Origin of the sequence: Seleniivibrio woodruffii, from assembly GCF_004339245.1 — a bacterium.
GTDB classification, from domain to species: Bacteria; Chrysiogenota; Deferribacteres; order Deferribacterales; family Geovibrionaceae; genus Seleniivibrio; species Seleniivibrio woodruffii.
Window position 1 is genome coordinate 112,582 of the sequence record NZ_SMGG01000005.1, and the last position, 24,362, is coordinate 136,943.

Annotated in this window: 23 protein-coding genes; 17 read left to right on the plus strand and 6 right to left on the minus strand. The window is 51.0% G+C overall.

What is annotated here, in order from left to right:
* Positions 1–26 precede the first annotated feature (26 nt).
* Together mnmA and C8D98_RS10135 are read right to left on the minus strand one after the other, a co-directional pair.
* The gene (gene mnmA / locus C8D98_RS10130) at positions 27–1,109 is read right to left on the minus strand and encodes a tRNA 2-thiouridine(34) synthase MnmA (protein WP_132874036.1); all 1,083 of its coding nucleotides are present in this window, start codon (positions 1,107–1,109) and stop codon (positions 27–29) included.
* Positions 1,102–2,220: a cysteine desulfurase family protein gene (locus tag C8D98_RS10135; protein ID WP_165871282.1), complete on the minus strand. Its 1,119-nt coding sequence runs from the start codon at positions 2,218–2,220 to the stop codon at positions 1,102–1,104. The genes mnmA and C8D98_RS10135 overlap by 8 nt, the downstream gene beginning before the upstream one ends.
* A 144-nt stretch (positions 2,221–2,364) precedes the next feature.
* Here C8D98_RS10135 and C8D98_RS10140 point away from each other — a divergent pair, with 144 nt between their 5' ends.
* A complete protein-coding gene (locus C8D98_RS10140) occupies positions 2,365–2,841 on the plus strand; it encodes a hypothetical protein (RefSeq protein ID WP_132874038.1) in 477 nt (158 codons plus the stop codon).
* On the opposite strand, the gene C8D98_RS10145 is transcribed toward C8D98_RS10140, so the two are convergent.
* Positions 2,834–3,295, minus strand: a complete 462-nt coding sequence (locus C8D98_RS10145) for an RrF2 family transcriptional regulator (protein ID WP_132874039.1) — start codon at positions 3,293–3,295, stop codon at positions 2,834–2,836. The genes C8D98_RS10140 and C8D98_RS10145 overlap by 8 nt on opposite strands.
* Before the next feature lie 272 nt (positions 3,296–3,567).
* On the opposite strand from C8D98_RS10145, the gene C8D98_RS10150 reads away from it, so the two are divergent.
* The 7 genes from C8D98_RS10150 to C8D98_RS10180 all read left to right on the plus strand — a co-directional run bounded on the left by C8D98_RS10150 (position 3,568) and on the right by C8D98_RS10180 (position 10,365).
* On the plus strand, positions 3,568–5,268 hold the full coding sequence (locus C8D98_RS10150; protein ID WP_165871283.1) for a sensor histidine kinase: 1,701 nt from the start codon (positions 3,568–3,570) through the stop codon (positions 5,266–5,268).
* Between the two features lie 81 nt (positions 5,269–5,349).
* Positions 5,350–5,826 (plus strand): pyridoxamine 5'-phosphate oxidase family protein, encoded by a 477-nt coding sequence (locus tag C8D98_RS10155; RefSeq protein ID WP_207891266.1) that lies wholly within the window; start codon positions 5,350–5,352, stop codon positions 5,824–5,826.
* 262 nt (positions 5,827–6,088) lie between these two features.
* Positions 6,089–6,772 (plus strand): ABC transporter ATP-binding protein, encoded by a 684-nt coding sequence (locus tag C8D98_RS10160; protein ID WP_132874041.1) that lies wholly within the window; start codon positions 6,089–6,091, stop codon positions 6,770–6,772.
* Positions 6,772–8,010 (plus strand): ABC transporter permease, encoded by a 1,239-nt coding sequence (locus tag C8D98_RS10165; protein ID WP_132874042.1) that lies wholly within the window; start codon positions 6,772–6,774, stop codon positions 8,008–8,010. Before C8D98_RS10160 ends, C8D98_RS10165 begins: the two co-directional genes overlap by 1 nt.
* A gap of 13 nt (positions 8,011–8,023) precedes the next feature.
* Positions 8,024–8,404, plus strand: coding sequence for a NifB/NifX family molybdenum-iron cluster-binding protein (locus C8D98_RS10170; protein ID WP_132874043.1), 381 nt, complete (start codon positions 8,024–8,026; stop codon positions 8,402–8,404).
* Between the two features lie 6 nt (positions 8,405–8,410).
* Entirely contained in the window at positions 8,411–9,133 is a 723-nt protein-coding gene (locus C8D98_RS10175) for an outer membrane lipoprotein-sorting protein (RefSeq protein ID WP_132874044.1), read from the plus strand.
* Positions 9,130–10,365, plus strand: a complete 1,236-nt coding sequence (locus C8D98_RS10180) for a hypothetical protein (protein WP_132874045.1) — start codon at positions 9,130–9,132, stop codon at positions 10,363–10,365. Before C8D98_RS10175 ends, C8D98_RS10180 begins: the two co-directional genes overlap by 4 nt.
* Here the strand turns inward: C8D98_RS10180 and chrA are convergent.
* Both chrA and C8D98_RS10190 read right to left on the minus strand, forming a co-directional pair.
* The gene (gene chrA, locus C8D98_RS10185) at positions 10,349–11,515 is read right to left on the minus strand and encodes a chromate efflux transporter (protein WP_132874046.1); all 1,167 of its coding nucleotides are present in this window, start codon (positions 11,513–11,515) and stop codon (positions 10,349–10,351) included. The genes C8D98_RS10180 and chrA overlap by 17 nt on opposite strands.
* Positions 11,512–12,261: a Crp/Fnr family transcriptional regulator gene (locus C8D98_RS10190; protein ID WP_132874047.1), complete on the minus strand. Its 750-nt coding sequence runs from the start codon at positions 12,259–12,261 to the stop codon at positions 11,512–11,514. The genes chrA and C8D98_RS10190 overlap by 4 nt, the downstream gene beginning before the upstream one ends.
* A gap of 148 nt (positions 12,262–12,409) precedes the next feature.
* Here C8D98_RS10190 and C8D98_RS10195 point away from each other — a divergent pair, with 148 nt between their 5' ends.
* The 9 genes from C8D98_RS10195 to C8D98_RS10235 all read left to right on the plus strand — a co-directional run bounded on the left by C8D98_RS10195 (position 12,410) and on the right by C8D98_RS10235 (position 23,622).
* Positions 12,410–14,008 carry an MFS transporter gene (locus tag C8D98_RS10195; RefSeq protein ID WP_132874048.1) on the plus strand — a complete coding sequence of 533 codons (1,599 nt, stop codon included), beginning with the start codon at positions 12,410–12,412 and terminating at the stop codon, positions 14,006–14,008.
* Positions 14,009–14,026: 18 nt separating this feature from the next.
* Positions 14,027–14,476, plus strand: a complete 450-nt coding sequence (locus C8D98_RS10200) for a hypothetical protein (RefSeq protein WP_132874049.1) — start codon at positions 14,027–14,029, stop codon at positions 14,474–14,476.
* Positions 14,476–18,075 (plus strand): nitrate reductase subunit alpha, encoded by a 3,600-nt coding sequence (locus C8D98_RS10205; RefSeq protein WP_132874050.1) that lies wholly within the window; start codon positions 14,476–14,478, stop codon positions 18,073–18,075. Before C8D98_RS10200 ends, C8D98_RS10205 begins: the two co-directional genes overlap by 1 nt.
* Position 18,076: 1 nt before the next feature.
* A complete protein-coding gene (gene narH / locus C8D98_RS10210; protein WP_132874051.1) occupies positions 18,077–19,519 on the plus strand; it encodes a nitrate reductase subunit beta in 1,443 nt (480 codons plus the stop codon).
* Positions 19,516–19,989 carry a hypothetical protein gene (locus tag C8D98_RS10215; RefSeq protein WP_132874052.1) on the plus strand — a complete coding sequence of 158 codons (474 nt, stop codon included), beginning with the start codon at positions 19,516–19,518 and terminating at the stop codon, positions 19,987–19,989. The genes narH and C8D98_RS10215 overlap by 4 nt, the downstream gene beginning before the upstream one ends.
* Positions 19,982–20,653, plus strand: coding sequence for a respiratory nitrate reductase subunit gamma (locus C8D98_RS10220; RefSeq protein ID WP_132874053.1), 672 nt, complete (start codon positions 19,982–19,984; stop codon positions 20,651–20,653). Before C8D98_RS10215 ends, C8D98_RS10220 begins: the two co-directional genes overlap by 8 nt.
* A 139-nt stretch (positions 20,654–20,792) precedes the next feature.
* Positions 20,793–22,415: a hydroxylamine reductase gene (gene hcp / locus C8D98_RS10225; RefSeq protein ID WP_132874217.1), complete on the plus strand. Its 1,623-nt coding sequence runs from the start codon at positions 20,793–20,795 to the stop codon at positions 22,413–22,415.
* Positions 22,416–22,472: 57 nt separating this feature from the next.
* Positions 22,473–23,090 carry a CBS domain-containing protein gene (locus C8D98_RS10230; RefSeq protein WP_207891268.1) on the plus strand — a complete coding sequence of 206 codons (618 nt, stop codon included), beginning with the start codon at positions 22,473–22,475 and terminating at the stop codon, positions 23,088–23,090.
* Complete coding sequence (locus tag C8D98_RS10235) at positions 23,083–23,622, plus strand: HPP family protein (protein ID WP_132874054.1); 540 nt, start codon at positions 23,083–23,085, stop codon at positions 23,620–23,622. The genes C8D98_RS10230 and C8D98_RS10235 overlap by 8 nt, the downstream gene beginning before the upstream one ends.
* Positions 23,623–23,652: 30 nt before the next feature.
* Here the strand turns inward: C8D98_RS10235 and C8D98_RS10240 are convergent, their stop codons facing one another.
* Positions 23,653–24,357 carry a hypothetical protein gene (locus C8D98_RS10240; RefSeq protein ID WP_132874055.1) on the minus strand — a complete coding sequence of 235 codons (705 nt, stop codon included), beginning with the start codon at positions 24,355–24,357 and terminating at the stop codon, positions 23,653–23,655.
* Positions 24,358–24,362 lie beyond the last annotated feature (5 nt).

Consider the following 24,362-nt stretch of genomic DNA (forward strand, 5'->3'; position numbering starts at 1 on the left):
AGTTGAAATTGTTTTGAAAATTATGATTAGTAAGAGGTGATTATGCGGCCTCTGCCAAGAACTTTTTCACCGTCATAAATGACAACAGCCTGCCCGGGAGCGATGGCCGAGACTGGTTCTATAAAGTCCACCCTGCCGTTTCCGCCGCCCAGCGATGTATAAACAGCCTTCGCAGGCTTCTGACGGTAACGCACCTGCGCCTGACAGGGAACGGTCTGCCCGTTCTCGTATTCGTACGCCGTCACCATTCCGTCTGCCGTAAGGCCTCTGCCCTGCACGTTATCGGACTTGTCCGTCACTACAACTGTGCTGTCCTCGGCTCTTATGCCTTTCACCCAGTAGGTCTTGTGGGTGTTCAGGTTCAGCCCCCTGCGCTGTCCCACCGTAAATCTGTGTATACCTTCGTGAGGGGCTATCTTTTTTCCTTCCTCATCAACAACTATGCCCTTTTTCGGTTCGCCTTTGAACCTGTGGCGAAGCATCTCCGAAAAACTGCCGAACGTGCCCACAAGGCAGGCATCCTGACTTTCGGGGCTTTCGGCACTGGGGATATCATGGATTCTGGCATATTCACGCACCTGCGGCTTGGTCATTTCGCCAAGGGGGAACAGAATGCGTTTCAGCTGATCTGTGGTCAGACCCGCCAGAAAATATGACTGATCCTTATTGGCATCCAGTCCACGCATAAGGCAGGTGACGCCGTTTTCGTCGGTCTGTATTCTTGAATAGTGGCCTGTGGCTATGTAATCGGCGTTCAGCTCGTCCGCAAATTTCATCAGCAGACCGAACTTCACCTTCTCGTTGCAGTGAAGGCAGGGGCTGGGAGTGCGTCCGTTTGCGTACTCCTCCCATGAAGGTTTAAGAATAAGCTCCTCGAAATCCTTCACGCAGTCGTAAACATAGTGCCTCATACCCAGTTTCCCGGCGGCGGCGGCGGCTTTCAGAATACCGTCAACCCCGCAGCAGGATGGGCTTGTGCCCGTATCGGAGCATTCATGGAGCTTCATGGTGACACCTATCACCTCAAAGCCCTGTTCGCAGAGCATGGATGCCGCAACGCAGGAATCCACACCGCCGCTCATGGCGGCTATTACACGTTTTTTAGCCAAGTCTGCCTCTCATTCTCTCAACAGTTCTGCGAATCCTCTCAACAGCGGTAACAACCTCCTCTTCGGTGTTGTATCTGCTGAAAGAGAAGCGCACGGAAGAGCGTGCCTCGGCGGAGGACATGCACATTGCCGTAAGCACGTGGGATGCCTCCTTCTTGGCCGAACTGCATGCCGCACCTGTGGAAGCGGCTATGTCTTCTATATCCAGATTTATCACAAGCGCCTGATTGTCTATATCTTTGAAGCCGATGTTTGCCGTGTTGGGCACCCTCGGCGCATTCTTTCCGTTTACGAATGAGTCAGGAACGTTTTTAATAATAAGCTCCTCGAACATATCCCTGAGCCTGCTGTCGCAGCACTCGGAAGCCAGTTCGCAGGCCTTGCCTATTCCAGCTATGCCCAGAACGTTCTCTGTGCCGGGGCGCATGGTATGCTCCTGACTGCCGCCCAGAACAACTGGCAAAACCTTCACTCCGCCTCTGATGTAGAGCGCACCTATGCCTTTGGGGCCGTGGAACTTATGGGCGGATATGCTCAGCATGTCCACACCAAGCTCGTCAACGTTCAGCGGGATCTTTCCCGCCGCCTGAACAGCATCCGTATGCACCAGAAGCCCCTGAGCCTTTGCGGCCTCAACAAGCTCACGCACAGGCTGAATAACGCCCGTTTCGTTGTTGGCAAGCATAATGGTGACCAGTCCTTTCTGAACACTGCGGATAGCCCCCAGAGCATCCTTGACAACAATACGCCCGTCGGCATCCGGAAGAAGCTTTATTGCGGTGCGTCCCTGATCCTCCATCCTGCATACGGGTTTCAGAACTGCGGAATGCTCTATCGCCGTGGTTATTATCATTCCGTCAGGTTCCGCCAGAGCATACCCCGCAACGGCAATGTTGTTCGCCTCGGTTCCGCTCCCGGTAAAGACTATCTCCTCGGGTCTCGCTCCTATGAAATCAGCAACCCGCCTGCGAGCCTTCTCTATCACCTGACGGGACTTCTGCCCTTCAAAGTGGAGACTGGACGGGTTTCCGAAGATGTCGAAACAGGCCGCCATCTCATCTTTAACCTCTTTTGCAAGGGGGGTTGTCGCATTGTTATCGAAATAGATCATGGGTTCACCAGTTAAATCATCAGAAATTATATAGCCATTATAGATAATATATACGGGGCATTGGGCTGTCAAGGGTGCAGGAAACCGGATTGAACTATTTGAGGCAGAGCAGGTCAGAATAAATATCAAAACGTGAGGTAACGTATGGCATTGAAAGCAGCTTTTATTTCGCTCATCATGATGCTTTTCGCATATGCGGCTCATGCGGCGCAAAAAGAAACAGATCTCCCCGCTCTGTCCGGCTGTTCTGTCGTGGCGGAAAGAACAGGCAAGGCCGCACTGACCGAGATAGCATATCTGCACAGAAAACAGATCGACGCAAAAGACGCCTACTCTGTTGAATATAAATGCTCAAAAGGCAGTGTTTTCATCTGGGCGTCGTTCTCGAAAGACCAGCATCAGGCACGGAAACTGTTCATGGATATGGACATGAAAATGCCTCAGAGCAAGGTTTTCACAGATATGAAGAGGATGAAGGTAGACGGAATGTCTGTGACCGAGGTTCAGGGAATGGGTATGGACAACTACTATTTTCTGAAAGACACAGCCAACTACTGGCTTGCGGTTAAGGATGCAGACAGCTCAAAATATCTGAAAGAGCTTATCAAAGCGGTTAAATAGTATAGTTTATGATCTTTTTCGAGTTCTGAACGGCTTCGTCCGTCATGGCCTGCATATCCTGCAGGGTGGTCTCACGCAGCGAAGAGACGAACTGATCTGTCAGATTTGACATCACCAGACGGACGCCGCAGACCGAATTGTCGTCGCAGTATTCGCATTTTGATCCGGATTCCTCCGCAACACAGGGAACCAGAGCAACAGAACCCTCCAGAGCGGAAACGATGCGCTCCATCGTTATGGACGAGGCGGGGAAAGCGAGCAGATAGCCGCCGCCCTTGCCTATCTTGCTGGTGAGCAGTCCTTCGTTTTTCAGCGTCAGCAGAATTGTCTCAAGGAATTTTTTCGGAATCTTTTCATGTTCGGCTATTTCGGATATAAGAACGGGATCGTTCGTTCCTCTGGATGCCAGAAACTGAAGTGCTTTAAGTCCGTATACCGTTTTCATCGAGAACATAGTGCCAACCTGCCGTTTTTTTCAATTTTCAAGATATATACATTAGACCGGATATTCAACAGAAATGTGCATAAAATTTATAGGAAATTGCGGAAAATATTATTTTCATATTCCTATGTTTTTTACATTCGTTCTGTTGAAATGAGTTCATTCAGTGTTATAATTTTAATAGATACATGAACTTTAAACGGTGAAGTATGATTCACAAACAACTTAGCCCGAAGTTTATTAATGAACTCAATATCTTTCTCCGTCTGCACACAGAGGATCTGATGGACAGGATATTGAAATATGCCATCGACCTTGACTATTCAAAGTATACATCCACACTGAGGGAAGCATGGAGAGCATCCATTGAGGGGTTGAACACCTCCATTGCGCAATATCTGCAACAGTCTGACGTAACCCCTGAGATAACATGCAGAGATGCGGCAAAGGTTGACCCTGTTGCGGCATTCGGTGTTCTGGAGGCCAGAAAGCACAGGCAGAGAGGGATAACCCTTCAGATGTTTCTGGGGCTGTTCAAGTATTACCTCTGGGCATATCTGGACGAGCTGGAATATTTCGGCGGCTGCGAAGACGACAGAAAGACCGCAAAAGAGCTTATCATAAAGGTATTCAGCAGGATAGAGCATGCCTTCGTCGTTGAGTGGGACACCCTTTCGCCCGAATTAAAAAACAGTGAACTGGCTGTGGAGAACCGTCTGCTGACAAACGAAAAGAATAAATATCTCACCATGTTCGAAAGCGTATTCATTCCCCTGCTCTATCTGGACACCAACGGAAACATCGAGAACCTGAACCATTCCGCACTGAATCTTTTCGCCTCATGCGACAGGTCGGGCGCATTCTATTACAGCGATATGACAGTGGGGCTGCCCGCCGAACTGAACAGAGAGGTTCAGAGATTCATAGGCTCCATAAACGATAACAGCAACAGCATTCTTGAACTGAACCTGAACGGCAGGGCATATGTTTTCGAACTGCGGTTCAAGCGCATGCTGGACATCAGCAGCAAATTTTCAGGAGTTATACTCAGCATGCACGATGTGACCGAGGTGGGAAATCTGCTTTCCGAAAGTAACTCGCTGAAAAAGCTGAATGCCGCTCTGGGAGAAATGCTGGACAAACAGCAGGATATAAGGCGCAAGCACGAGGCCGAGCTTTTCCAGATGAAAAAACTGACGGACATGGGGCTTATGATAAACGCAATAGCCCACCAGTGGCGACAGCCCATAAACGCTCTGGGGCTGTATGTTCAGGATATGGCGGAGGAAGCGGCCTGCGGAACTGTTTCCGGTGAATATATCGATGAGTTCAGAGAGAACGCAATGAGCCTGATATCAAACCTCAGCGAAACAATAGACGATTTCCGCACCTTTTACAAACCGGACAAGGAAAGATCCGACTTTGATGTGATAAAGACCATAGGCGAGCTTCTGCGGCTTGTCGGGGTTCAGTTTTCTTCAAAGCAGATAGATATTTCGCTGGAATGCACCTGCGGGCATAAAAACAGCGGATGCATCAGCAGCCATATGAACATAGCCTGCCCACAGGGACAAACAGCCGTTTTCGGCTTCAGCGGCGAGTTTAAACAGGTATTTCTTAACATCATATACAACGCCCTCTACTCCATATGCGAAAGAATGGAACGGGAAAAAAATCTGAGAGGCCGTCTGGAGGTACACGTCTCCTCTGTGAACGGTTCCGTGTCAGTAACAGTTCAGGACAACGGAACCGGCATCCCCTCCGGCGTTCTTTCGAAGATATTCGACCCTTATTTCACAACAAAATGCGAAGGAAAAGGCACGGGGCTGGGGCTTTATATGTCTAAAATGATAATTGAAGAACATATGAAGGGGAGCATTCTGGCAGAGAACAACTCAACAGGTGCGCTTTTCACGGTGAGAATCCCTTCAAGCACGGTTATCGGCCTTTCACAAAAGGCAAGGAGCGGGGCTTTCGGAGCATAATCATCTATGGATTTTAACAATCCTAACGTTTATACTGTGTGCGGCTGCAAAAGCCTTATTTAAGTTTACAAGGAGGATACCATGCACCCACACGGCCCCATGAGAAGAAAAGAACGCCAGATAACCGAAATGGCGGAGATAGCCGACATTCTTAAGCTCGGAAAGGTTATGAACATTGCCCTTTCAGACGACAACGTCCCCTTCACAGTTCCTGTTTTCTATGCCTACGACGGAAAAGCAGTCTATTTCCACTCGTCACTGGCGGGAACAAAAATTGCAATTATGAAAAAGAACAGCAAGATATGCTTCAGCGTGTCTCTGGACAACGGACACTTGGAAAGCGACAAAGCCTGCGATTTCGAAGCGAAGCACAGAACGGTCATAGGTTTCGGCAACGCAGTTTTTGTCGAGGATGAAGCGGAGAAAACAAAGGCTCTGGATCTTATAGTCGCACTCTTCACCGACAAAAAGTTCGAATATCCCGCAAACAGCCTCAGAGGCACAGCGGTGATACGGATCGACATTGAATCCGTCAAAGGAAAAAAACACGGCATATAAATTAAAAAGGGTGCGTCCGGCAAGCCACTACCCGATGCACCCTCTATAAACCAAAAGGAGGCTGGTTTATTTGTTATTAAGTAAGACAGCCATATCAGAGATTTGTTTTATGAATTTTTCATGGAAATTATTACCCGCCTGAAACTGTAACATTTCTTCATCGGTTGTGCAGATTTTGCACACTGCATTTCATGCAATCATTTGAATATTATGGTGTTACAATATGGCATGCTTATTGCCTTTAAAATCTCCGGAGGTAAGTATGCCGTTAGTTACTGCCGAGAATATATCAAAAGTGTACAGGCTGGGTTCCGAACAGGTCAAAGCCTTGTCAAACGTCAGTTTTTCACTGGAAAAGTCTTCATTCATAAGTTTTGTGGGCCCTTCGGGAAGCGGAAAAACAACTCTGCTTAACATGCTGGGCTGTCTGGACAGACCCACAGAGGGCAGGCTCACTGTCTGCGGAACGGACACAGCCGGACTTAAACCTTCCCAAAGAGCCGATTTCAGAGGAAAAAACATCGGGTTCATCTTTCAGGACTTCAACCTTATCCCCGTTTTAAGTGTTTATGAAAACGTGGAATATCCCCTTGTGATGGTGCAGAACATCTGCGCAAAAGAGCGCAGGGAGAGGATAATGCGCATGCTGGATGCAGTGGGCATGGCGGAACACTCAGAAAAAAGGCCTTCACAGCTTTCAGGCGGACAGAAACAGAGGGTTGCGGCGGCCAGAGCACTGGTGACAAATCCGTCGCTGATTCTGGCGGACGAACCCACAGCAAACCTTGACCACGAAACATCCATGAAAATAATAACCCTTATGAAATCCATGCGGGACGATTTCGGAACAACTTTCGTGTTCTCGACCCACGACCCTAAGGTGGTCAGCGAAGCCGAGCACGTCTTCGTTCTGGAAGACGGAAAGCTCGTTCGGGAGGAGGCGTAATGTTCAACATATTCAAAATGGCTCTGAGAAACCTTATGCGCTATTCCCGCAGAACGATGCTCACAGTTTCGCTGATAGTCATCGGCGTGGTGTTCGTTTCGGTGTTCGTTTCGGTTTCCGGCTCGTTCAAAAACATGATGATATCCCAGATAACCGACTCCATGACCGGACACGTTCAGGTGCACCGCAGAGGCTATATGGGTGCGGCGGAGACACTGCCCCAGAACATGAACATAAAGCTGATGGGGCTTGACAGGTTCGACAATGCCATGAAAGACGTTGAGGGTGTTGAGGCCGTCAGCGAGCGGATAAAGTTCGGCGGAATGTTCTCGACATTCACCGAAACATCAAACATAAGGCTGAACGGAATAGATCCTGTGCAGGAATACAAGGTCGTTCCCCTGCTCCCCTCAAGGATCCTCGAAGGCTCAAAGGAGCTTAAGACCGGATCGATAATCATCCCCAGACTGTTCGCCAACTCCATGAAGGTGAAAGTGGGCGACACGGTGGTGGTGGTTGCCACAAACAGGGACGGCTCGGTGAACGGAAAACAGCTTAAAGTCACGGGAATAATAGAGAGTGCCACAGGCCCGGGCGGGCGTGACGGCTACGTCCACATAGAAGATGCGAAAGAGATACTCCGCATGGACATTCCGGAGATAAGCGAAATTGCCATAAGACTTAAGGATTTCGACAAACTCCACGAGTTCGAGGCGGCTCTGACAAAGAGGCTGTCAACGGAGCTGAACAAAAAGGGACTGCCCATTTTCGACGTCCACACATGGGAGAGGCTCTCGCCGTTTTACAACATAGCCAGAATGATTGACCTTATGACCCTGTTCGTTAAGGTGCTTCTGGTGGCGGTGGTGCTGATATCCATCCTGAACGTGATGATAATGGCTGTTTACGAGCGCATCCGGGAGATAGGCACAGCGGCGGCCATAGGCACCAGACCCCACAAGATCATGCTGCTGTTTCTCATCGAAGGTCTTCTGATGGGGATAATCGGAGCGGCGACAGGCGCTCTGGTGAGCATAGCCGCAGTTTTCATCATAAACGCCCAGAAGTTCACATTCAGCTTCGGACAGCAGAAGGAAATACTGCTGACAGCATCGGTCGATTACAGACAGCTTCTGGCAATCTGCCTCACTGTCGCCGCAGTCGCTGTTGTAGCCAGTCTTCAGCCTGCAATAAAAGCATCACGAACCGAGCCTGTAAACGCTCTCAGACATGTATAAAAAGAGGTGCATCATGAAAAAGTTACTCATTATTATGCTTTCAGTTTTCGTTTCAACGGCGGCCTTTGCCGCCGGCTCACCATATCTTGCCGCCGCCGCAAACGGCAGCAAGCCCTCCTCCGCCATGAGCAATACGCCCGGCAAAGCCCCTTTCTTCATTCTCTTTGACGACAAGGGAGCATACATAGAATCCATCCCAAACCCCTACGCGGGTGAAGAGGGCGCAGGCCCCATGGCCATAGGCATGCTGAAAGATAAGGGCGTGAAGATCTTTGCCGCAGAGAGCTTCCCCGGCGAACGTTTTAAGGGGTTTCTCAGCTCGAAGGGAATGACCTCCGCCGTCTTTAAGGGCAGTGCAGAAGCCGCCGCAAAATCAATAATCAAAAAGAAGTAGGATAACATGCTGAAACTAGCCGCCTTAATGCTCCTTCTGCCTGCGGTGGTGTTTGCCGCAGACGGAACGGCGCTTTTAAAGGAGATAGACAGAAATCTGACCCCCGAAAGCTACGAGTCATACAGGAAGCTCATAAACATCGAGCCTAACGGTGCAAAACGGGAATACACAATGTTCACAGTCAAAAAGGGACTGGACAGAGTGGCCTCGCTGTTTCTGGCTCCGGCCAGCGAAAACGGCAGAAGCACCCTGCGTCTGGGTGAAAATATGTGGCTGTACGTCCCCGGTGTTGGCAAACCCATAAGGATAACCAGTCTCCAGTCGGTTGTGGGCGGGGTGTTCAACAATGCCGACATCCTTCAACTGGACTATGCGGCGGAATATGACGTTTCGGCTGTTGACGAGAAGGACGGCGATTACGTTCTGCGGCTGAAAGCGAAAACCAGAACTGTGGCCTATGACAAACTGGTCATAACCGCTGACAAAGCCGGAAAACTGCCGAAAAAGATAGAATGCATGACTCAGGACGGAATGCTCATCAAAACTCTTTACTTCAAAGAGGTTAAAGACTTCGGCGGCGGAATAGTCCGCCCCTCCGTAATTGAGACCGACTCGCCGCTGTACCGCGGGTATAAATCCGTAATGATCTTTGCGAAGATAAAGAAGCGGGAGTTCAAGGACGAGGTGTTCACCATGGGCTTCATGTCACGCATGGCGGAGCTCAGATGACGAAATATATAAAAGGCGGAGCGTTTCTGCTCTGCCTTTTCTTTTCACCCGCTCTTTTCGGCGGCGAATATGACTTCGACATGAGCGAAATCGAAAAAAAACCCTATTCTTTCGACGGGAGCATCGAACTTTTATCGAATATCTATGGATACGACAGGGATTCAGCCTTTTTCCGCCTGAAATATCCTGAAAAACCGGAAAAATACGACTATTCGGCCGACCTGAGGCTGAACGGAGGATATGAAGCGAACGGTTTCAGATACGTCGTAAAGACATCAACAAAACATACTTCACAGCCGGACGGCGATGACAATTCGGAATTCACATTCATGGAGCAGTATGCAGGGTATTCGTCGGGAAATTTCAGCCTGACAGCGGGCAAAATGACCATGAAATGGGGCAAGGGCTATGCGTTCAACCCTGCGGCGTTTCTGGACAGACCGAAGAACATCGACTCTCCGGAGGATGCAATGGAGGGGTATCAGCTCGTTGCGGCGGACTACACCCGCAGTTTTTCCGGTTCGCTGAAAACCGTTTCATATACCCAGACGGCATACGCCGTGAACGACGACATGAACCAAACTCTGGGGACTGATAACGGCCTGAACCATGCGGGAAAGCTCTATCTTCTCCTGAACGACACCGACATTGATCTGATGTATTCCGCCGGGGAATCAAGGGGCAGAAGGTTCGGGATGGATTTTTCAAAGAATATTCTGACAAATCTTGAGATACATGGCGAATACGCCCAATATAAGGACGTGCGCCGTCAGCTGATAAACGGATATGAAACGACAGACACTAGCAACTGGCTCATCGGAGCCAGATATCTGACAGAAAGCGACGTAACGTACATAATCGAATATTTCCGCAAGTCGGGCGGATATACTCAGGACGAAATGGACAGGTTCTATCAGGCGGCTGAAAACGCAGGCAACCCAGATATGCTCGCCAACAGCCCATATACGAGAAACAACCCCATGCGCAGTTATGTCTATCTGCGGGCATCGGTTAAAGAACCCTTCGACATCCTCTATTTCACCCCCGCCCTGACAATGACGGCCAACGCAGAGGACGGCAGTTTCTCACTGGCTCCCGAAGCTGTCTGGACAGGCATCACCAACGCCGAGTTTAAGCTGAAAATCTATCTGCTGAGCGGAGGAGACAACACCGAGTTCGGCGAAAAGGTCATGGACAGACGGCTTGAGGCACGCTTTAAATACTACTTCTGATAAAAGCACCCGCCAGACAGAAAAGTGTCACAGCCCACACAGGTGTTTTCGAGAACATCAGCAGTCCGAAAGATGCGCAGAACAGCGCAAAGTCAGAAGCGGAAGCCACTCCCTTAACCCATACGGGGTCATAGAGTGCCGCTCCCAGTATCCCCACCACTGATGCGTTTATCCCCTTCATGGCCGCAGATGCGAACCGCTTCTCCGATATTCTGTCCCAGATGGGCATAACGGCGGGAATAAGCAGGAAAGTGGACATGAAAACAGCTGTCAGTGCGGCCAGTCCGCCGAGAAGACCGCCGGAAACCGTTCCGGCAAAGGACGCAAAGGTGAACAGAGGCCCCGGAACTATCTGTGCTATGCCGTATCCGGACAGGAACATTTCATCGGCCATGTAGCCTCCGGCGACTATCTCATCATGGAGAAGCGGCAGAACCACATGACCGCCTCCGAAAACAAGCGCACCCGCCCTATAGAACGTGTCGAAAAGTTTCAGACTCCTGCTGTCATACATTCCAGCAAGCACGGGAAGCAGGATCAAAAGACCGAAAAACAGCCCCAGAAGGAGCACAGCCGGCTTATAGCTGAAACTGCGGCTATTTTCAGGAGTTCTTTCCCCGCCCTCTCTGAACATGAAATAGCCCGCAATCCCTGCGGCAATAATCACAATGACCTGAACGAAAGGAAAGCGGAACACCGAAACCGCAAACAGAGCTGCAACGGCGACGAATCTTGTTTTTGTGTCGGGGCAGAGTTTTGTGCCCATAGCCCAGACAGCCTGCGCAACAACAGCCGCAGTCAGAATGAGAAGCCCTTTGACCGCAAACGAACTTCCGAAATCTGAAAACGATTTTAGTCCGTATGCCGCAGCGGTCATAACCGCAGCCGAAGGCAGGGTGAACCCCAGCCATGCGGCGTATGCACCGGCGATGCCGCCCCTTTTAAGCCCTATTCCGAAACCTGTCTGACTGCTCGCAGGCCCCGGGAGAAACTGGCAAAGAGCCGTCAGGGATGAAAATTCCTTTTCCGACAGCCACTTTTTCTTATTCACGAACTCGCTGTAAAAATATCCGAAATGAGCTATTGGGCCGCCGAAACTGCGAAGCCCCAGCCACAGGAAAGTCACGAAAATATCGGCAATATTTCTCATACTTTCTTATCCGAAAGAGAGTTATTGTTTCTGAGACATTTTTCCGCCCTGTTTCTGCACACGGCGGCGGTGTCTTCATCGCAGAAAGGGCAGAGTGCGAACTTATCCGTGAGTATCACGCTGTTCCCTTTTATTTTAACGCCCAGCCCTTTTATCTGTGCAAGCGTTCTGGAAAAGGTCTCGAATGACATTCCCAGATGACTTGCCACCAGATATCTGCTGAAAGGCATCACAAACTCTTCGGAATTTGCCCCCTGATAAAGCTGAAGCAGATAATAACCCGCCCTCTGGGTTGCGGATTTGATTGAAAGTCCGTCCAGCTGATAGAGAGCGTCTTTGTAATATTTTGCAAGGATATGAAGCAGGTTCACCGCAAAAACAGGATTTGTTGCCGCCATTTTTTCTATGGCGGAACGTTTGATATAAAGCACTTCCGAATTTTTCACAGCCGAAACACTTATGGGCGAGATTGAACCCATGAATATCACTGCGTCCATGCAGGTTTCGCCTCTGCCCAAAAGCCTTATGGCGTTCATGTTTCCTTCGCTTCCGGAACGAAAGGTCATAAGAGCGCCGTCCATAACATAAAGAAGGTGCTGGGGAATATCCCCCTGCTGAACCAGAAGCTGTCCTTTGGCATGCTTTTTAACACTGCCGTTCTGAAGGATCTCCGCTATTTCGCTGTCGGAAAGCCCTTTGAAAAACGATCTGTTCCTATGTTCTTCTGAGATAATGTCAATATTCATACGCTATTATAAAAGCTATTTCAGGAAGTTACAAGGCTTCACATTCTTTACTTTTTTGTTGATGCAGGTCAAATCCTGTGAATCTCCGTCCTGATATAGTTACTCCATGATCCTGAAAAGCTTTTTATTAAAAATACAGGAGTTTTATATGTCGAGGTACATTACGGAGTGGGACGTTGAAAATGCTCAGTTCTGGGAGCAGAAGGGCAGAAAAACGGCCGTAAGAAATCTTTTGATATCGATTCCGGCAATGCTTCTGGCATTTGCCGTGTGGATGATGTGGAGCATCGTCACCACAAAAATGAAGGAGTTCGGGTTCAACTTCGGACTGACGAATCCTTCCATGTCCCCCGAAGAGCTCACCGAAACCCTGAAAAAGGTCAACTCGCTTTACTACACCCTGCCCGCCATAGCGGGACTTTCGGGAGCCACACTCAGGATTCCCAACTCGTTTCTGATAGCACTCAGCGGCGGACGTAACGTTATCTTCACGGTGACCTCCCTTCTGCTGATACCCTGCGCAGGGATAGGCTTCGCCCTGAGAGACGTAAACACGCCCTATTATGTTTTTGCGGTTCTGGCGGCACTCTCCGGTCTGGGCGGCGGCAGTTTCGCATCGTCCATGAGCAACATAAGCTTCTTTTTTCCAAAAAGGATGCAGGGAACATCGCTGGGGCTTAACGCCGGAATAGGAAATCTGGGTGTGGGAGTGATGCAGAAGGCTGTTCCGTGGGTGACAGGTATTGCACTTTTCAGCGCATTCGACAGCACGGGGGCAGTGACAAATTCAGCCATTTCAGGAGTTCAGAACGCAGGATGGCTCTGGGTGATCCCCATAGCTCTGCTGGCTCTGGCGGCCTTTTTCGGCATGAACAACCTGCGGATCGCAACCCCCGGCATGCCCTCGACACTGGCGGGCGTTGCAAAGACCCTCTATCTGCTTGGCATAGGTCTCACCTCAACGGGTATAGGGGCATATCTTCTGATAGGCCTCGGGCTTAACATGTGGGCGGTTCTGCCGCTGGTGGTGATAATGACGCTTCTGCTGATGCGCTATGCCACCCCGAAAGAGATAAAGGGCGGTCTCAGCAAACAGTTCGCCATTCTCCGCCTGAAACATAACTGGATAATGACAGTACTCTACACCATGACATTCGGCTCGTTCATCGGCTTTTCGGCCGCATTTCCGAAGCTGTGTCAGGATATATTCGTATACACCAACCCCAGCGACCCAGGCTTCATGAACCCCAACGCTCCGGATTTCCTCTTCTGGGTATTTCTGGGGCCTGTTCTCGGTGCGGGCGTTCGTCCTCTGGGCGGCTGGCTTGCGGACAAGGTCAACAGCGGGGCGAAAATAACCGCCGTCAGCACTGTTTTTCAGATATGCGCAACTCTGGCAGTGGCCTATTTCATAAAGGCGGCGAAGAACAGCCCCACCCCCGAAGATTACTGGTGGCCGTTCTTCATCATGTTCATGGCTCTTTTCATTACAACCGGAATAGGCAACGGCTCAACCTTCCGAAGCATCCCCTACATATTCAGCAGGGAGCATGCGGGGCCTGTCCTCGGCTGGACATCCGCCATAGCGGCATACGGAGCTTTCCTGATTCCCGGTATCTTCGGACAGCAGATAGCCGCCGGAACACCCGAAAATGCATTATACGGCTTTGCGGTCTTCTATGTGGTCTGCCTTTTCATAAACTGGTGGAACTATCAGAGACCCGGCGCAGAAATAAAGAATCCCTGACACTGCAAAGGAGGCAACATGAGATCATTACTTTTGGCTGCTGTATTGTTTTTGTTCATACAGCAGGGATATGCAAAACAGCCGGACAGCACCTTCGCAAAACCTTTCAGAGACGGCTCGCCTGCATGCACATCCTGCCACTCCATAGCGGCGGCGGGCTACACTGCGACGGCATGGGGGCCCGACATAAGCGGTCTTGCGGATATGCTGGGCGACGACCCTCAGGGATGGGCTGACTTTGCAAAGAGCAGCGGCATCCCCGCAATGGATGCGGCATATGCAGGAAGCAGGCTCACCGCTGAGGATTTCAGAGATCTTGCGGCGGCCTATGCGGCACTCCCCCCCGCAGAGGGCGAACCGAAGCTCACAGGCAGGGAGATAGCAGGCTACGCAGTTCTGGTTCTTTTGATAACGGCAGGACTGGCAAAGATCATATTCCGCAGAAACCCCGAACTGGAGAACGACTGATGAGCACAAAAATAAAAAAGAACGACTGGTTTCAGAAGATTAGAAAAAGCTCCGACCGAAGCTGGGAGGAGATATACCGAAACAGATGGCAGCACGACAAGATAGTCCGCAGTACCCACGGGGTCAACTGCACAGGAAGCTGCAGCTGGAACATATACGTCAAGGACGGACTGGTGATAGGCGAGGCGCAGGCCACCGACTATCCATCCATCGGCGGGGAGATCCCCGGAACCGAGCCCAGAGGCTGTGCCAGAGGCGCAAGTTTCTCATGGTATCTCTATAACCCCATGCGGGTGAAGTTTCCCTATATGCGGGGCGCACTGGTCGACCTCTGGAACGAAGCCAGAAACAGACACAGTGATCCTGTTCAGGCATGGGCGAGTATAATGGAGAACCCTGAGAAACGCTCCGCTTACATCTCCCGCAGGGGAAAGGGCGGATTCCGCAGGGTCAGCAGGGAGCTTGCCGAGGAGCTGATCGCCGCATCCAACATCTACACAATAAAGAAGTACGGCCCCGACAGGATAATAGGCTTTTCGCCCATTCCCGCCATGTCTCAGGTGAGCTATGCCGCCGGAAGCCGATATCTTAACCTCATCGGCGGGGTTGTCATGAGCTTTTACGACTGGTATTGCGACCTCCCATGCGCATCGCCGCAGGTTTGGGGCGACCAGACCGACGTATGCGAAAGTGCCGACTGGTTCAACGCAGGATACATAGTAGTAATGGGTTCAAACGTAAGCGTGACCCGTACTCCCGATGCACACTATCTGAGAGAGTGCAGACACAAAGGCACAAAGGTCGTCGTTATGTCCCCTGACTACAGCACGGTGACAAACACAGCAGACCTCTGGGTTCCCCTGAAAAAAGGCGAGGACGGAGCTTTCTGGCTGGCGGTTAACCACGTTATCCTCAACGAGTTCTACAACAGGAAAAAAACCGAATATTTTGAAGAATATACAAGAACATACACCGACCTGCCCTTCCTCGTCTGTCTGGACAAAGACGGCGAAAACCTTTCAGCAGGCAAATTTCTGAGAGCGTCCGACATGGCGGCTTTCTCCGGCGAGGAGAAGGCGGAATGGAAGATGGCCGTTCTGGACGAGAACACCGGAGATATATGCTTCCCTCTGGGCACAGCAGGCTACCACTACGCCGAAGAGGACAAAAACAAAAAGAAATGGCGGCTTGACCCCGTCTGCGGAATCACCGGAAAAGAGTTCCGCCCCGCTCTCTCACTTCTTGAGAGAACCGACAAAAGGGCGAAGATCAGAATCCCCGTTTTCTACGGCGACAAAAAGAGCTTCCTGCGTGAAGTTCCCGCCGTTGAGATAGACACCGCCGAAGGGAAAAAACTGGTTACAACGGTGTTCGACCTTCTCAACGCCCAGATGGGCGTTGGCAGAGGACTGGGCGGAGACTATCCCGCAGACTACTCAGATGCGTCATCATATACCCCAGCATGGCAGGAGAAGCTGACGGGCATAAAGGCCGAAACTGTCATTCAGGTTGCCAGAGAATTTGCGGAGAACGCCGAAAAGACCCGTGGAAAATCCATGGTGATAATCGGTGCGGGGATAAACCACTGGTTCCATCAGGATCTGATGTACCGCACGGCCATAATGGGGCTGATGCTCACAGGTTCCGTGGGTGTGAACGGCGGCGGACTGGCACACTATGTGGGTCAGGAGAAGGTCGCCATGATATCCTCATGGTCAACGATCGCCATGGCAGGGGACTGGCAGAAGCCGCCGAGGCTCCAGAACACCCCCTCGTTCTGGTATATGCACTCCGACCAGTGGAGATATGAGAACAGCGTCTTCGATTATTTCGAAGTTCCCGATAAAAATGACTTCAAAGAGAGACACAACGCCGATTTCACAGCCAAGGCAGTCCGTCTGGGCTGGCTCCCCTTCTATCCCAGCTTTGCGGAAAACCCCCTTTCGCTGGGCAGTGCGGAAAAGCCTGCGGACAACGTTGTAAACAGACTGAAAGACGGCTCGATGAAATTCGCATCCGAAGAACCCGACAGAGAGCAGAACTGGCCGAGAAACTGGTTCATCTGGCGGGCGAACGCAATAGCGTCCAGCTCCAAAGGGCACGAATATTTCATGAAGCACGTTCTGGGCGCATCGGACAACCTTGATGCCGAAGAGGTGGCGACAAGACTTCAGACCGTATCTGCGGAGGGCAAAGCTCCCTCGGCCAAGATGGATCTCATCGTGGATATCAATTTCCGCATGGACACCTCCGCAATGTTCTCGGATATCATCCTCCCCGCCGCCACATGGTATGAAAAGGAGGATCTGAACACCACGGATATGCACACCTTCGTGCACCCCATGAAAAAGGCAGTGGCTCCCCTCTGGGAGTCCATGAGCGACTGGGACACTTTTAAAGGTATAGCTGAAAAGTTCAGCGAAATGGCAAAGCAGCATTTCAGGGAACCGGTTAAAGACCTTGTGTCGGTTCCGCTGATGCACGATTCGCCTGACGAGATAACCCAGCCCTCGGTAAAGGACTGGAAATACGGCGAAGCGGAAATGATACCCGGCAAGACCATGCCGAAATTCATCGTGGTTGAGCGGGACTATAAAGAGATATACAGCAAGTTCACTTCTCTGGGGCCAAACGCAGGCAAAATGCTTTCCGGTCACGGCGTAAGCTGGAACTCGGAGCAGGAATATGCCGAGCTTAAGGCTATGAACGGCACAAAAAATGCCGCAGGTCACGAATGCCCCGACCTCAGCGAAGACGTACACGCAATAAACGCCATCCTGCACATGGCTCCCGAAGGCAACAGCGCAGTAGCGAAACGTGCCTTCGGAAGACTGCAGGAATCAACAGGCATAGACTTTTCGCCCCTTACAAAAGATGCTGGGAAGAACCGCATGAGCCTCGATGACATAACCGCACAGCCCCGCAGGATACACACATCCCCATGCTGGAGCGGCATAATCGAAGAGGGACGCCCATATTCCGCCTTCACAATAAACACCGAGTTCAGAAAGCCGTGGCACACACTCACAGGCAGACAGCAGTTCTACCTTGACCACGAGTGGTACATCAAGGCGGGTGAAGCGTTCGGCATATACAAGCGGAACCTTTCGGAAGCATCCCTGAACGAGCTGGACGAAAACAGCACAGGGCTTAAGCTCAACTACCACACGCCCCACGGCAAATGGAACATCCACTCCACGTTCTTCGACAACCTGCGGATGCTGACCCTCTCCAGAGGCGGACAGGTGATCTGGCTGAGCAACAAAGACGCAGAAGAGCACGGCATAGCCGACAACGACTGGGTGGAGGTTCACAACAAGAACGGCACGGTGGTCTGCAAAACCGTTGTCTCCGCCAGAATGCCCCGTGGTGCATGCTACATCTACCACGCCACGGAACGCACCATAAACGTTCCCATAGCCGAACGCACGGGCAACAGGGGCGGCAGCCACAACAGCCTTACCAGAGTCAGGCTTAAGCCATTGTGCATGGTGGGCGGCTACGGCCAGTTCAGCTACTATTTCAACTACTGGGGGCCCACAGGCGTGAACAGAGACAGCTACGTCATAGTTAAAAAACTCGATAAAGTGAGGTTCTGATATGGAAGTAAGAGCACAGCTTTCAATGGTGCTGAATCTCGATAAATGCATCGGATGCCACGCATGCAGCGTCGCCTGCAAAAACATGTGGACCAACCGCAAGGGTGCGGAATACATGTGGTGGAACAACGTCGAGACCAAGCCGGGAACAGGATATCCCTCCTCATGGGAGGATCAGAACAAATACAACGGAGGCTGGGAAAAGACCGCAAGCGGCATGAAACTGAAAATGGGCGGACAGGCAAAGCTCTTTTCAAGGATATTCTACAACCCCGACCAGCCGGTTATGAAAAACTACTACGAGCCATGGACATATCAGTTTGAAAATCTGATAAATGCGCCCGACGGCGATGTTCTGCCCACTGCAAGAGCGGTTTCGCAGATAACGGGCGAATTTATGGACATAAAAAAAGGCCCCAACTGGGATGACGACCTCTCAGGCTCCGACCTCTATGCCGTCAACGACCCGAACCTGACGCAGGAGGAACAGCAGATGATAAGGGATTTCGAAACGGTATTCATGTTTCATCTGCCCCGTCTCTGCAACCATTGTCTCAATCCGGCATGCGCCGCTTCCTGCCCCTCCGGCGCTATCTACAAGCGTGGAGAGGACGGCATAGTTCTGGTGAATCAGGAGAAATGCAAATCCTGGCGATACTGCGTCACCGCATGCCCCTATAAAAAAGTATATTACAACTGGAACACCCAGAAGTCCGAGAAATGCATAATGTGCTTCCCCAGAATAGAGAACGGCGAACCCACCCTCTGTGCACAGTCCTGCCCGGGCAAGATAAGAAGCCTCGGCGTTCTGCTCTATGACCTCGACGCTCTCACAGAGGCAATGACAGCCGACGAAAAGGATCTGGTGGAGGCTTTCAGAAGCTGTGTCCTCGACCCCAAAGACCCGATGGTGAAAAAAGCGGCGGCCGAGAACGGAATCACCGCCGAATGGATTAAGGCGGCTGAAAACTCCGTGATCTACTCATATGTAAAGGAACTCGGAATAGCCCTTCCGCTTCATCCGGAGTTCAGAACCTTTCCGTCGTTCTTCTACGTTCCGCCCCTTTCGCCCGTTGTCCGCTCGTCCGAAACACACAGCGGCATTCCGGAGCTGAAAGACCTGAAGATACCCGCCCGTCTGCTGGCGGACAAATTCACTGCTGGCAACGTTGCCGAAATTGAAAGGGTGCTTAAAAAACTGCTGGATATAAGACGCTACAAAAGAGCACTCATGCTGAAAGACGAACACGAGGCCAGGAAGACGGCCGCAGAATCACTGCTGTCCGCTGAGCAGATGGAAAAAGCATACAGGCTGTTCACTCAGGCAACAATGAAAGAGAGGATGCTGATCCCCATGTCCTCCAGAGGCGAGGACGGCGACCCCTACGAAAAGCAGGGATGCACGGGCTTCGGCATTCAGGGGAAAAAGGGGTGGCGCAAATGAATGGAATAACAGAACTCTACAGCAGACTGCTGAAATATCCGTCTGACGAAACCATCCTGATGCAGATTGCGGCGGAAACGGGCGCAGACGTTTCGCAATATTCCCTGAGCAGGCTTCAGGAGGAGTATGTCGAGTGCTTCGACTTCAACCCCAAGGCCGCACTGACCCTTACCACACACACCGCAGGAAACGACAGCGAAAAGAGCGACCTGATGGAGACCATGAACGCCCTGCTCTGCTGTTATGAAATAGCCCGAACGGACAACGCATCGCCGGACTACATCCCCGACGTTCTCAGTGCATACTGTCTGGCCGTTGCCTCGGAAGAGGAGCAGGAAGCCCTGATATTTCTGACGGATATCCTGCTGAAAGGCTGCGGAAATATCCGGACAGCACTGAAAAAGGGCATTTATGCCGACCTGATGAAAAAATTATGCAGCATTCTGGAATCGGAGGTGCGCTATGCTTGATACCCTCTTACTGGTGGTTATCCCCTATATATGCATTGCCGTGATGCTGACGGGCATCTTCATGAACATGTTCTCGTCAAAGCTGAGAATATCCGCTCCGGCAACGGGTTTCTTTGAAAACAAGACCCAGCTGTGGAGCTCCGTTCTGTGGCACTACGGGATATTGACTGTTCTGACAGGCCACGTTCTTGGAGCGGTGTTCCCCGGATTTGTGAAATCGCTGTCCGGAAGCTATAAGGCTATGACCATTCTTGAGACCCTCGCCCTTGCCGCAGGTCTCTCCGCACTTACGGGAGTGGCTGTGTTCATTTTCCGCCGTGTGGCCGAAAAAACGGTTTCGGCAAACTCACGTCCGGCTGACTACGCAGTTCTTCTGGTGCTGGGCGTTCAGATCGTTCTGGGGCTTACCATCGCACTGAAATACAGATGGGGAATAAGCTGGTACGCATCGAACCTGAGCGGATATCTGCACGATATCTTCACACTGAACCCTTCCGCCGCAAAAGCAGCCGGAATGCCCCCGCTCGTGATGGCGCATATCGTCGGCGGATTCGTTCTGCTGGCCATTCTGCCGTTCACAAGGCTTATGCACCTACTTTACGTTCCCGTGGGCTACCTTTTCAGGAAACCGCAGATACTGCTTTATTACGATAAAGATAAATAATATTCAGATGCCGTGTCCCTCTTAAGTGGATGCGGCATCGATTTTTAACGCATACTTATTTTCCGGTTGAGCATATCGGAATTTAACATGTTATACTTAATCAGTTTCACCATTTAAGTTAGGAGGTAACTAAATGAGCATGTTTTGTTTTCAGTGTCAGGAGACAGCGAAAGGCACCGGATGTACTGTTCAGGGTGTCTGCGGAAAAAAAGAAGACACCGCAGGACTGCAGGATCTTCTGGTCTACATTCTTAAAGGACTTGCTGTGGTTTCCGAAGAGGCAAAAGCCAGAGGCATCAAAACAGAATCTAACGGTCTGTTCGTATGTCAGGCACTCTTTGCAACAATTACCAACGCAAACTTTGACAACGACAGAATAATAGAGCTTATCGGCGATGCAATGGCCAGAAGAGACGCTTTGAAAGCGGAGCTGAGCATTGCCGGAGGAATAGACTGTGTTACATGGAAAGGCAGTGTTGCAGACTATCCTGCAAAAGCGGCCTCTGTGGGCGTTCTGTCTCAGGCCAACGAAGATGTCAGATCCCTTCGTGAGCTTCTGATATACGGTCTCAAAGGTATGGCGGCATACACGGAACATGCGGCCATGCTCGGTTTCCAGAAGCAGGAGATCTATGACTTTATGTCTGCGGCTCTGGCCTCCACAACTAAAGACCTCTCTGTGGACGAAATGGTCGGAATGGTGATGAAGTGCGGCGAGGTCGCCGTTACCGCAATGGCTCTTCTGGACGAGGCGAACACCTCAACTTACGGCAATCCTGAAATAACTCAGGTTAACATCGGCGTAAGACAGAATCCCGGAATCCTCATCTCCGGTCACGACCTGAAAGATATGGAAGAACTTCTCAAACAGACAGAGGGAACAGGGGTCGACGTTTATACCCACAGCGAAATGCTCCCAGCAAACTACTATCCCGCATTCAAGAAATATAAGCATTTCGTAGGAAACTACGGAAACGCATGGTGGGAGCAGGCAAAAGAGTTCGAATCGTTCAACGGTGCGATCCTTATGACAACAAACTGCATCACACCCGTTAAAGATTCATACAAAGACAGATTTTTCACAACAGGAATGGCCGGCTGGCCGGGATGCACCCATATCGGCGACAGACCCGAAGGCGGCGCAAAGGACTTCTCAGCCGTAATTGTGAAAGCTAAGACCTGCAAACCCCCTGTTGAAATCGAGACAGGATCGATAGTCGGCGGATTCGCACACGCACAGGTCATGGCTCTTGCGGACAAGGTCGTGGACGCTGTTAAGAGCGGAGCCGTTAAACGCTTCGTGGTCATGGCCGGATGTGACGGCCGCCACAAAACAAGGGAATATTTCTCTCAGGTGGCGGAAGCTCTGCCCAAGGACATGATAATCCTTACAGCCGGATGCGCAAAATACCGCTATAACAAGCTCCCCCTCGGCGACATCGGCGGAATCCCCCGTGTTCTGGATGCCGGACAGTGCAACGACTCATATTCGCTGGCGTTCATCGCCCTTAAACTTAAAGAGGTTTTCGGGCTGAAAGACATCAACGAACTCCCCATATCCTACGACATCGCATGGTATGAGCAGAAGGCCGTTGTGGTTCTGCTGGCTCTGCTCTTCCTCGGGGTGAAGGGCATCAGGCTCGGACCGACCCTTCCCGGATTCCTCTCCCCCAACGTTGCGAAAGTGCTGGTGGAGAACTTTAACATCAGGCCCATCGGCTCCGTTGCCGATGATGTTGCGGCCATCACCGCAGGCAGATAAATATCTTAAAAGGGTACGGCTCCGGCTGTACCCTTTTTTCTCACCGAAGGAGAACAGGTGCTTTCTGATAAATCAAAGAAATTCACTCTGATAGAAATATCCGACGAAGATGTTTTCGAGGCCATGAGATCCATTCAGGGATACATCGACATTACCCCCGCAGACTTTCGTGAAGTATACAAAGCGGCATACGGACTGGCAAAAATGAGATTCATGCAGACACTCACCGCAGCGGACATAATGACCGAAGGAGTGCACGTTCTGGGTGAGAACACGTCCCTTTATGAAGCCGCCCTGTTTCTGGCTGAAAAGGGCATAACCGGGGCTCCTGTGACGGATGCGCAGGGGAAACTCAGCGGAGTGATATCCGAAAAGGATTTCATGAGCTGTATGGGAGCGGAAAAAAGGGATTCCTTCATGCTTATTGTGGCACGTCAGCTCAGAGACGGAAAAAACCTTGCCGAAAACCTGAACGGACGAACCGTAGGCGACATAATGACCGCTCCGGCCATAACAATATCCGCAGACACACCCGTCAGCCGGATATCATCAATCATGGGTGAGAAGAACATCAACAGGCTTCCTGTTCTGGATTCTTCAGGCAGTCTGGCGGGCATAGTCACCCGATCCGACCTCATAAGTTCTTTCAACATGCTTGGTGACGGCGATGCGTAACTTTTTCGGCAAAATGAAAGGCCGCACCCAAAGCCCCCCCAGAGTGGACATGTCGGAGGTTATCTGGTCATGGACAGGCAGTTTCATAGGCATATCCGCCGTGGGACTCATCCATTTCAGCCTGCTGGATCAGACCTCGCTCATTATGATAATCGGGTCATTCGGCGCATCGGCGGTTCTGGTTTACGGTGTCACCCGAAGCCCGCTCTCACAGCCGAGAAATCTCATCGGCGGACACATAATCTCGGCGGCAACAGGTGTCACCGCATATCTCATAGCAGGAAAAATTCCGTGGCTGGCGGCGGCACTGGCCGTTTCAAGCGCCATCGCCATAATGCATATCACAAAAACCCTCCACCCGCCCGGCGGAGCAACCGCTCTCATTGCCGTCATAGGCGGAGATTCAATTCACAACCTCGGCTATCTCTACGTTCTCATGCCCGCAGGACTGGGAGCACTGACCCTGCTTGTAATAGCCCTGCTGGTTAACAATCTGGCTCCCAAAAGGCGATACCCTGAATTCTGGCTGTAAAACCACAGGCGTACGCTTTAAAAAGGAGTTTCAGACTATCCTGTCGGCATCCTCAACAAGGTCGACAAAAGCTCCGGTAGGCTCCACAATTTTTATAATTCTGCTTAAACCGTATACTATTATACTCTTATGCCCTTGCCCGCCGCCCTCTTCAATTATAAACATTTCTATGACACCCACCGCAATCACGGCAACAGCCAGAGAGGTCTCCAGTTTCGGGTGATTAAAAAACCGTGATATTTTCGGAACCAGCTTCCGCATAAATTCGTTTTTATGCTCCTGCTTCCGCATAAAAGTCACTGAATCCAGCAGAACACTCTGACTTTTAAAGAACAATATCAGTCCGCTGAGCACCGCTCCCAGATGCCATACGGACATTTTGTCCTTAACGTCGGAAAACTCCTCGATCATCTCAACCGTGCCTATGATCATGAGCAGAAGAGCAACAGCCAGATTGAAAACCCAGTGTTCGGAAATACTGCGCATAAACGCCAGCACACCCTTTTTTTTATCCACCGTGTCGCCTATGAGCGCAGTTCCCGTCATCAGCGAAAGCAGCCCTTTAAAAAAAATGACAAGGCTGAAAACGGCAATGGCATGGTGGGTTTCAACACCTTCTGAAACCTCCTGCCTGTAGCCGAAAAGCTCCTGAAATTCGGTGAGGGCGCAGACGAACATGAGGATACCCACCGTTACGTCCAGATATTTGTTGGATGCAATCTTTTTTAAAACCATATTTA

Coding starts and splice junctions, on each gene's coding strand:
- C8D98_RS10135 (WP_165871282.1), bottom strand. CDS start 2,220: ATGATCTATTTCGATAACAATGCGACAACCCCCCTTGCAAAAGAGGTT.
- C8D98_RS10215 (WP_132874052.1), top strand. CDS start 19,516: ATGAATGGAATAACAGAACTCTACAGCAGACTGCTGAAATATCCGTCT.
- C8D98_RS10175 (WP_132874044.1), top strand. CDS start 8,411: ATGCTGAAACTAGCCGCCTTAATGCTCCTTCTGCCTGCGGTGGTGTTT.
- C8D98_RS10145 (WP_132874039.1), bottom strand. CDS start 3,295: ATGTTCTCGATGAAAACGGTATACGGACTTAAAGCACTTCAGTTTCTG.
- C8D98_RS10155 (WP_207891266.1), top strand. CDS start 5,350: ATGCACCCACACGGCCCCATGAGAAGAAAAGAACGCCAGATAACCGAA.
- C8D98_RS10200 (WP_132874049.1), top strand. CDS start 14,027: ATGAGATCATTACTTTTGGCTGCTGTATTGTTTTTGTTCATACAGCAG.
- C8D98_RS10220 (WP_132874053.1), top strand. CDS start 19,982: ATGCTTGATACCCTCTTACTGGTGGTTATCCCCTATATATGCATTGCC.
- C8D98_RS10165 (WP_132874042.1), top strand. CDS start 6,772: ATGTTCAACATATTCAAAATGGCTCTGAGAAACCTTATGCGCTATTCC.
- C8D98_RS10205 (WP_132874050.1), top strand. CDS start 14,476: ATGAGCACAAAAATAAAAAAGAACGACTGGTTTCAGAAGATTAGAAAA.
- C8D98_RS10190 (WP_132874047.1), bottom strand. CDS start 12,261: ATGAATATTGACATTATCTCAGAAGAACATAGGAACAGATCGTTTTTC.
- C8D98_RS10235 (WP_132874054.1), top strand. CDS start 23,083: ATGCGTAACTTTTTCGGCAAAATGAAAGGCCGCACCCAAAGCCCCCCC.
- C8D98_RS10195 (WP_132874048.1), top strand. CDS start 12,410: ATGTCGAGGTACATTACGGAGTGGGACGTTGAAAATGCTCAGTTCTGG.
- narH (WP_132874051.1), top strand. CDS start 18,077: ATGGAAGTAAGAGCACAGCTTTCAATGGTGCTGAATCTCGATAAATGC.
- C8D98_RS10180 (WP_132874045.1), top strand. CDS start 9,130: ATGACGAAATATATAAAAGGCGGAGCGTTTCTGCTCTGCCTTTTCTTT.
- hcp (WP_132874217.1), top strand. CDS start 20,793: ATGTTTTGTTTTCAGTGTCAGGAGACAGCGAAAGGCACCGGATGTACT.
- C8D98_RS10240 (WP_132874055.1), bottom strand. CDS start 24,357: ATGGTTTTAAAAAAGATTGCATCCAACAAATATCTGGACGTAACGGTG.
- C8D98_RS10170 (WP_132874043.1), top strand. CDS start 8,024: ATGAAAAAGTTACTCATTATTATGCTTTCAGTTTTCGTTTCAACGGCG.
- C8D98_RS10150 (WP_165871283.1), top strand. CDS start 3,568: ATGGACAGGATATTGAAATATGCCATCGACCTTGACTATTCAAAGTAT.
- chrA (WP_132874046.1), bottom strand. CDS start 11,515: ATGAGAAATATTGCCGATATTTTCGTGACTTTCCTGTGGCTGGGGCTT.
- C8D98_RS10160 (WP_132874041.1), top strand. CDS start 6,089: ATGCCGTTAGTTACTGCCGAGAATATATCAAAAGTGTACAGGCTGGGT.
- C8D98_RS10140 (WP_132874038.1), top strand. CDS start 2,365: ATGGCATTGAAAGCAGCTTTTATTTCGCTCATCATGATGCTTTTCGCA.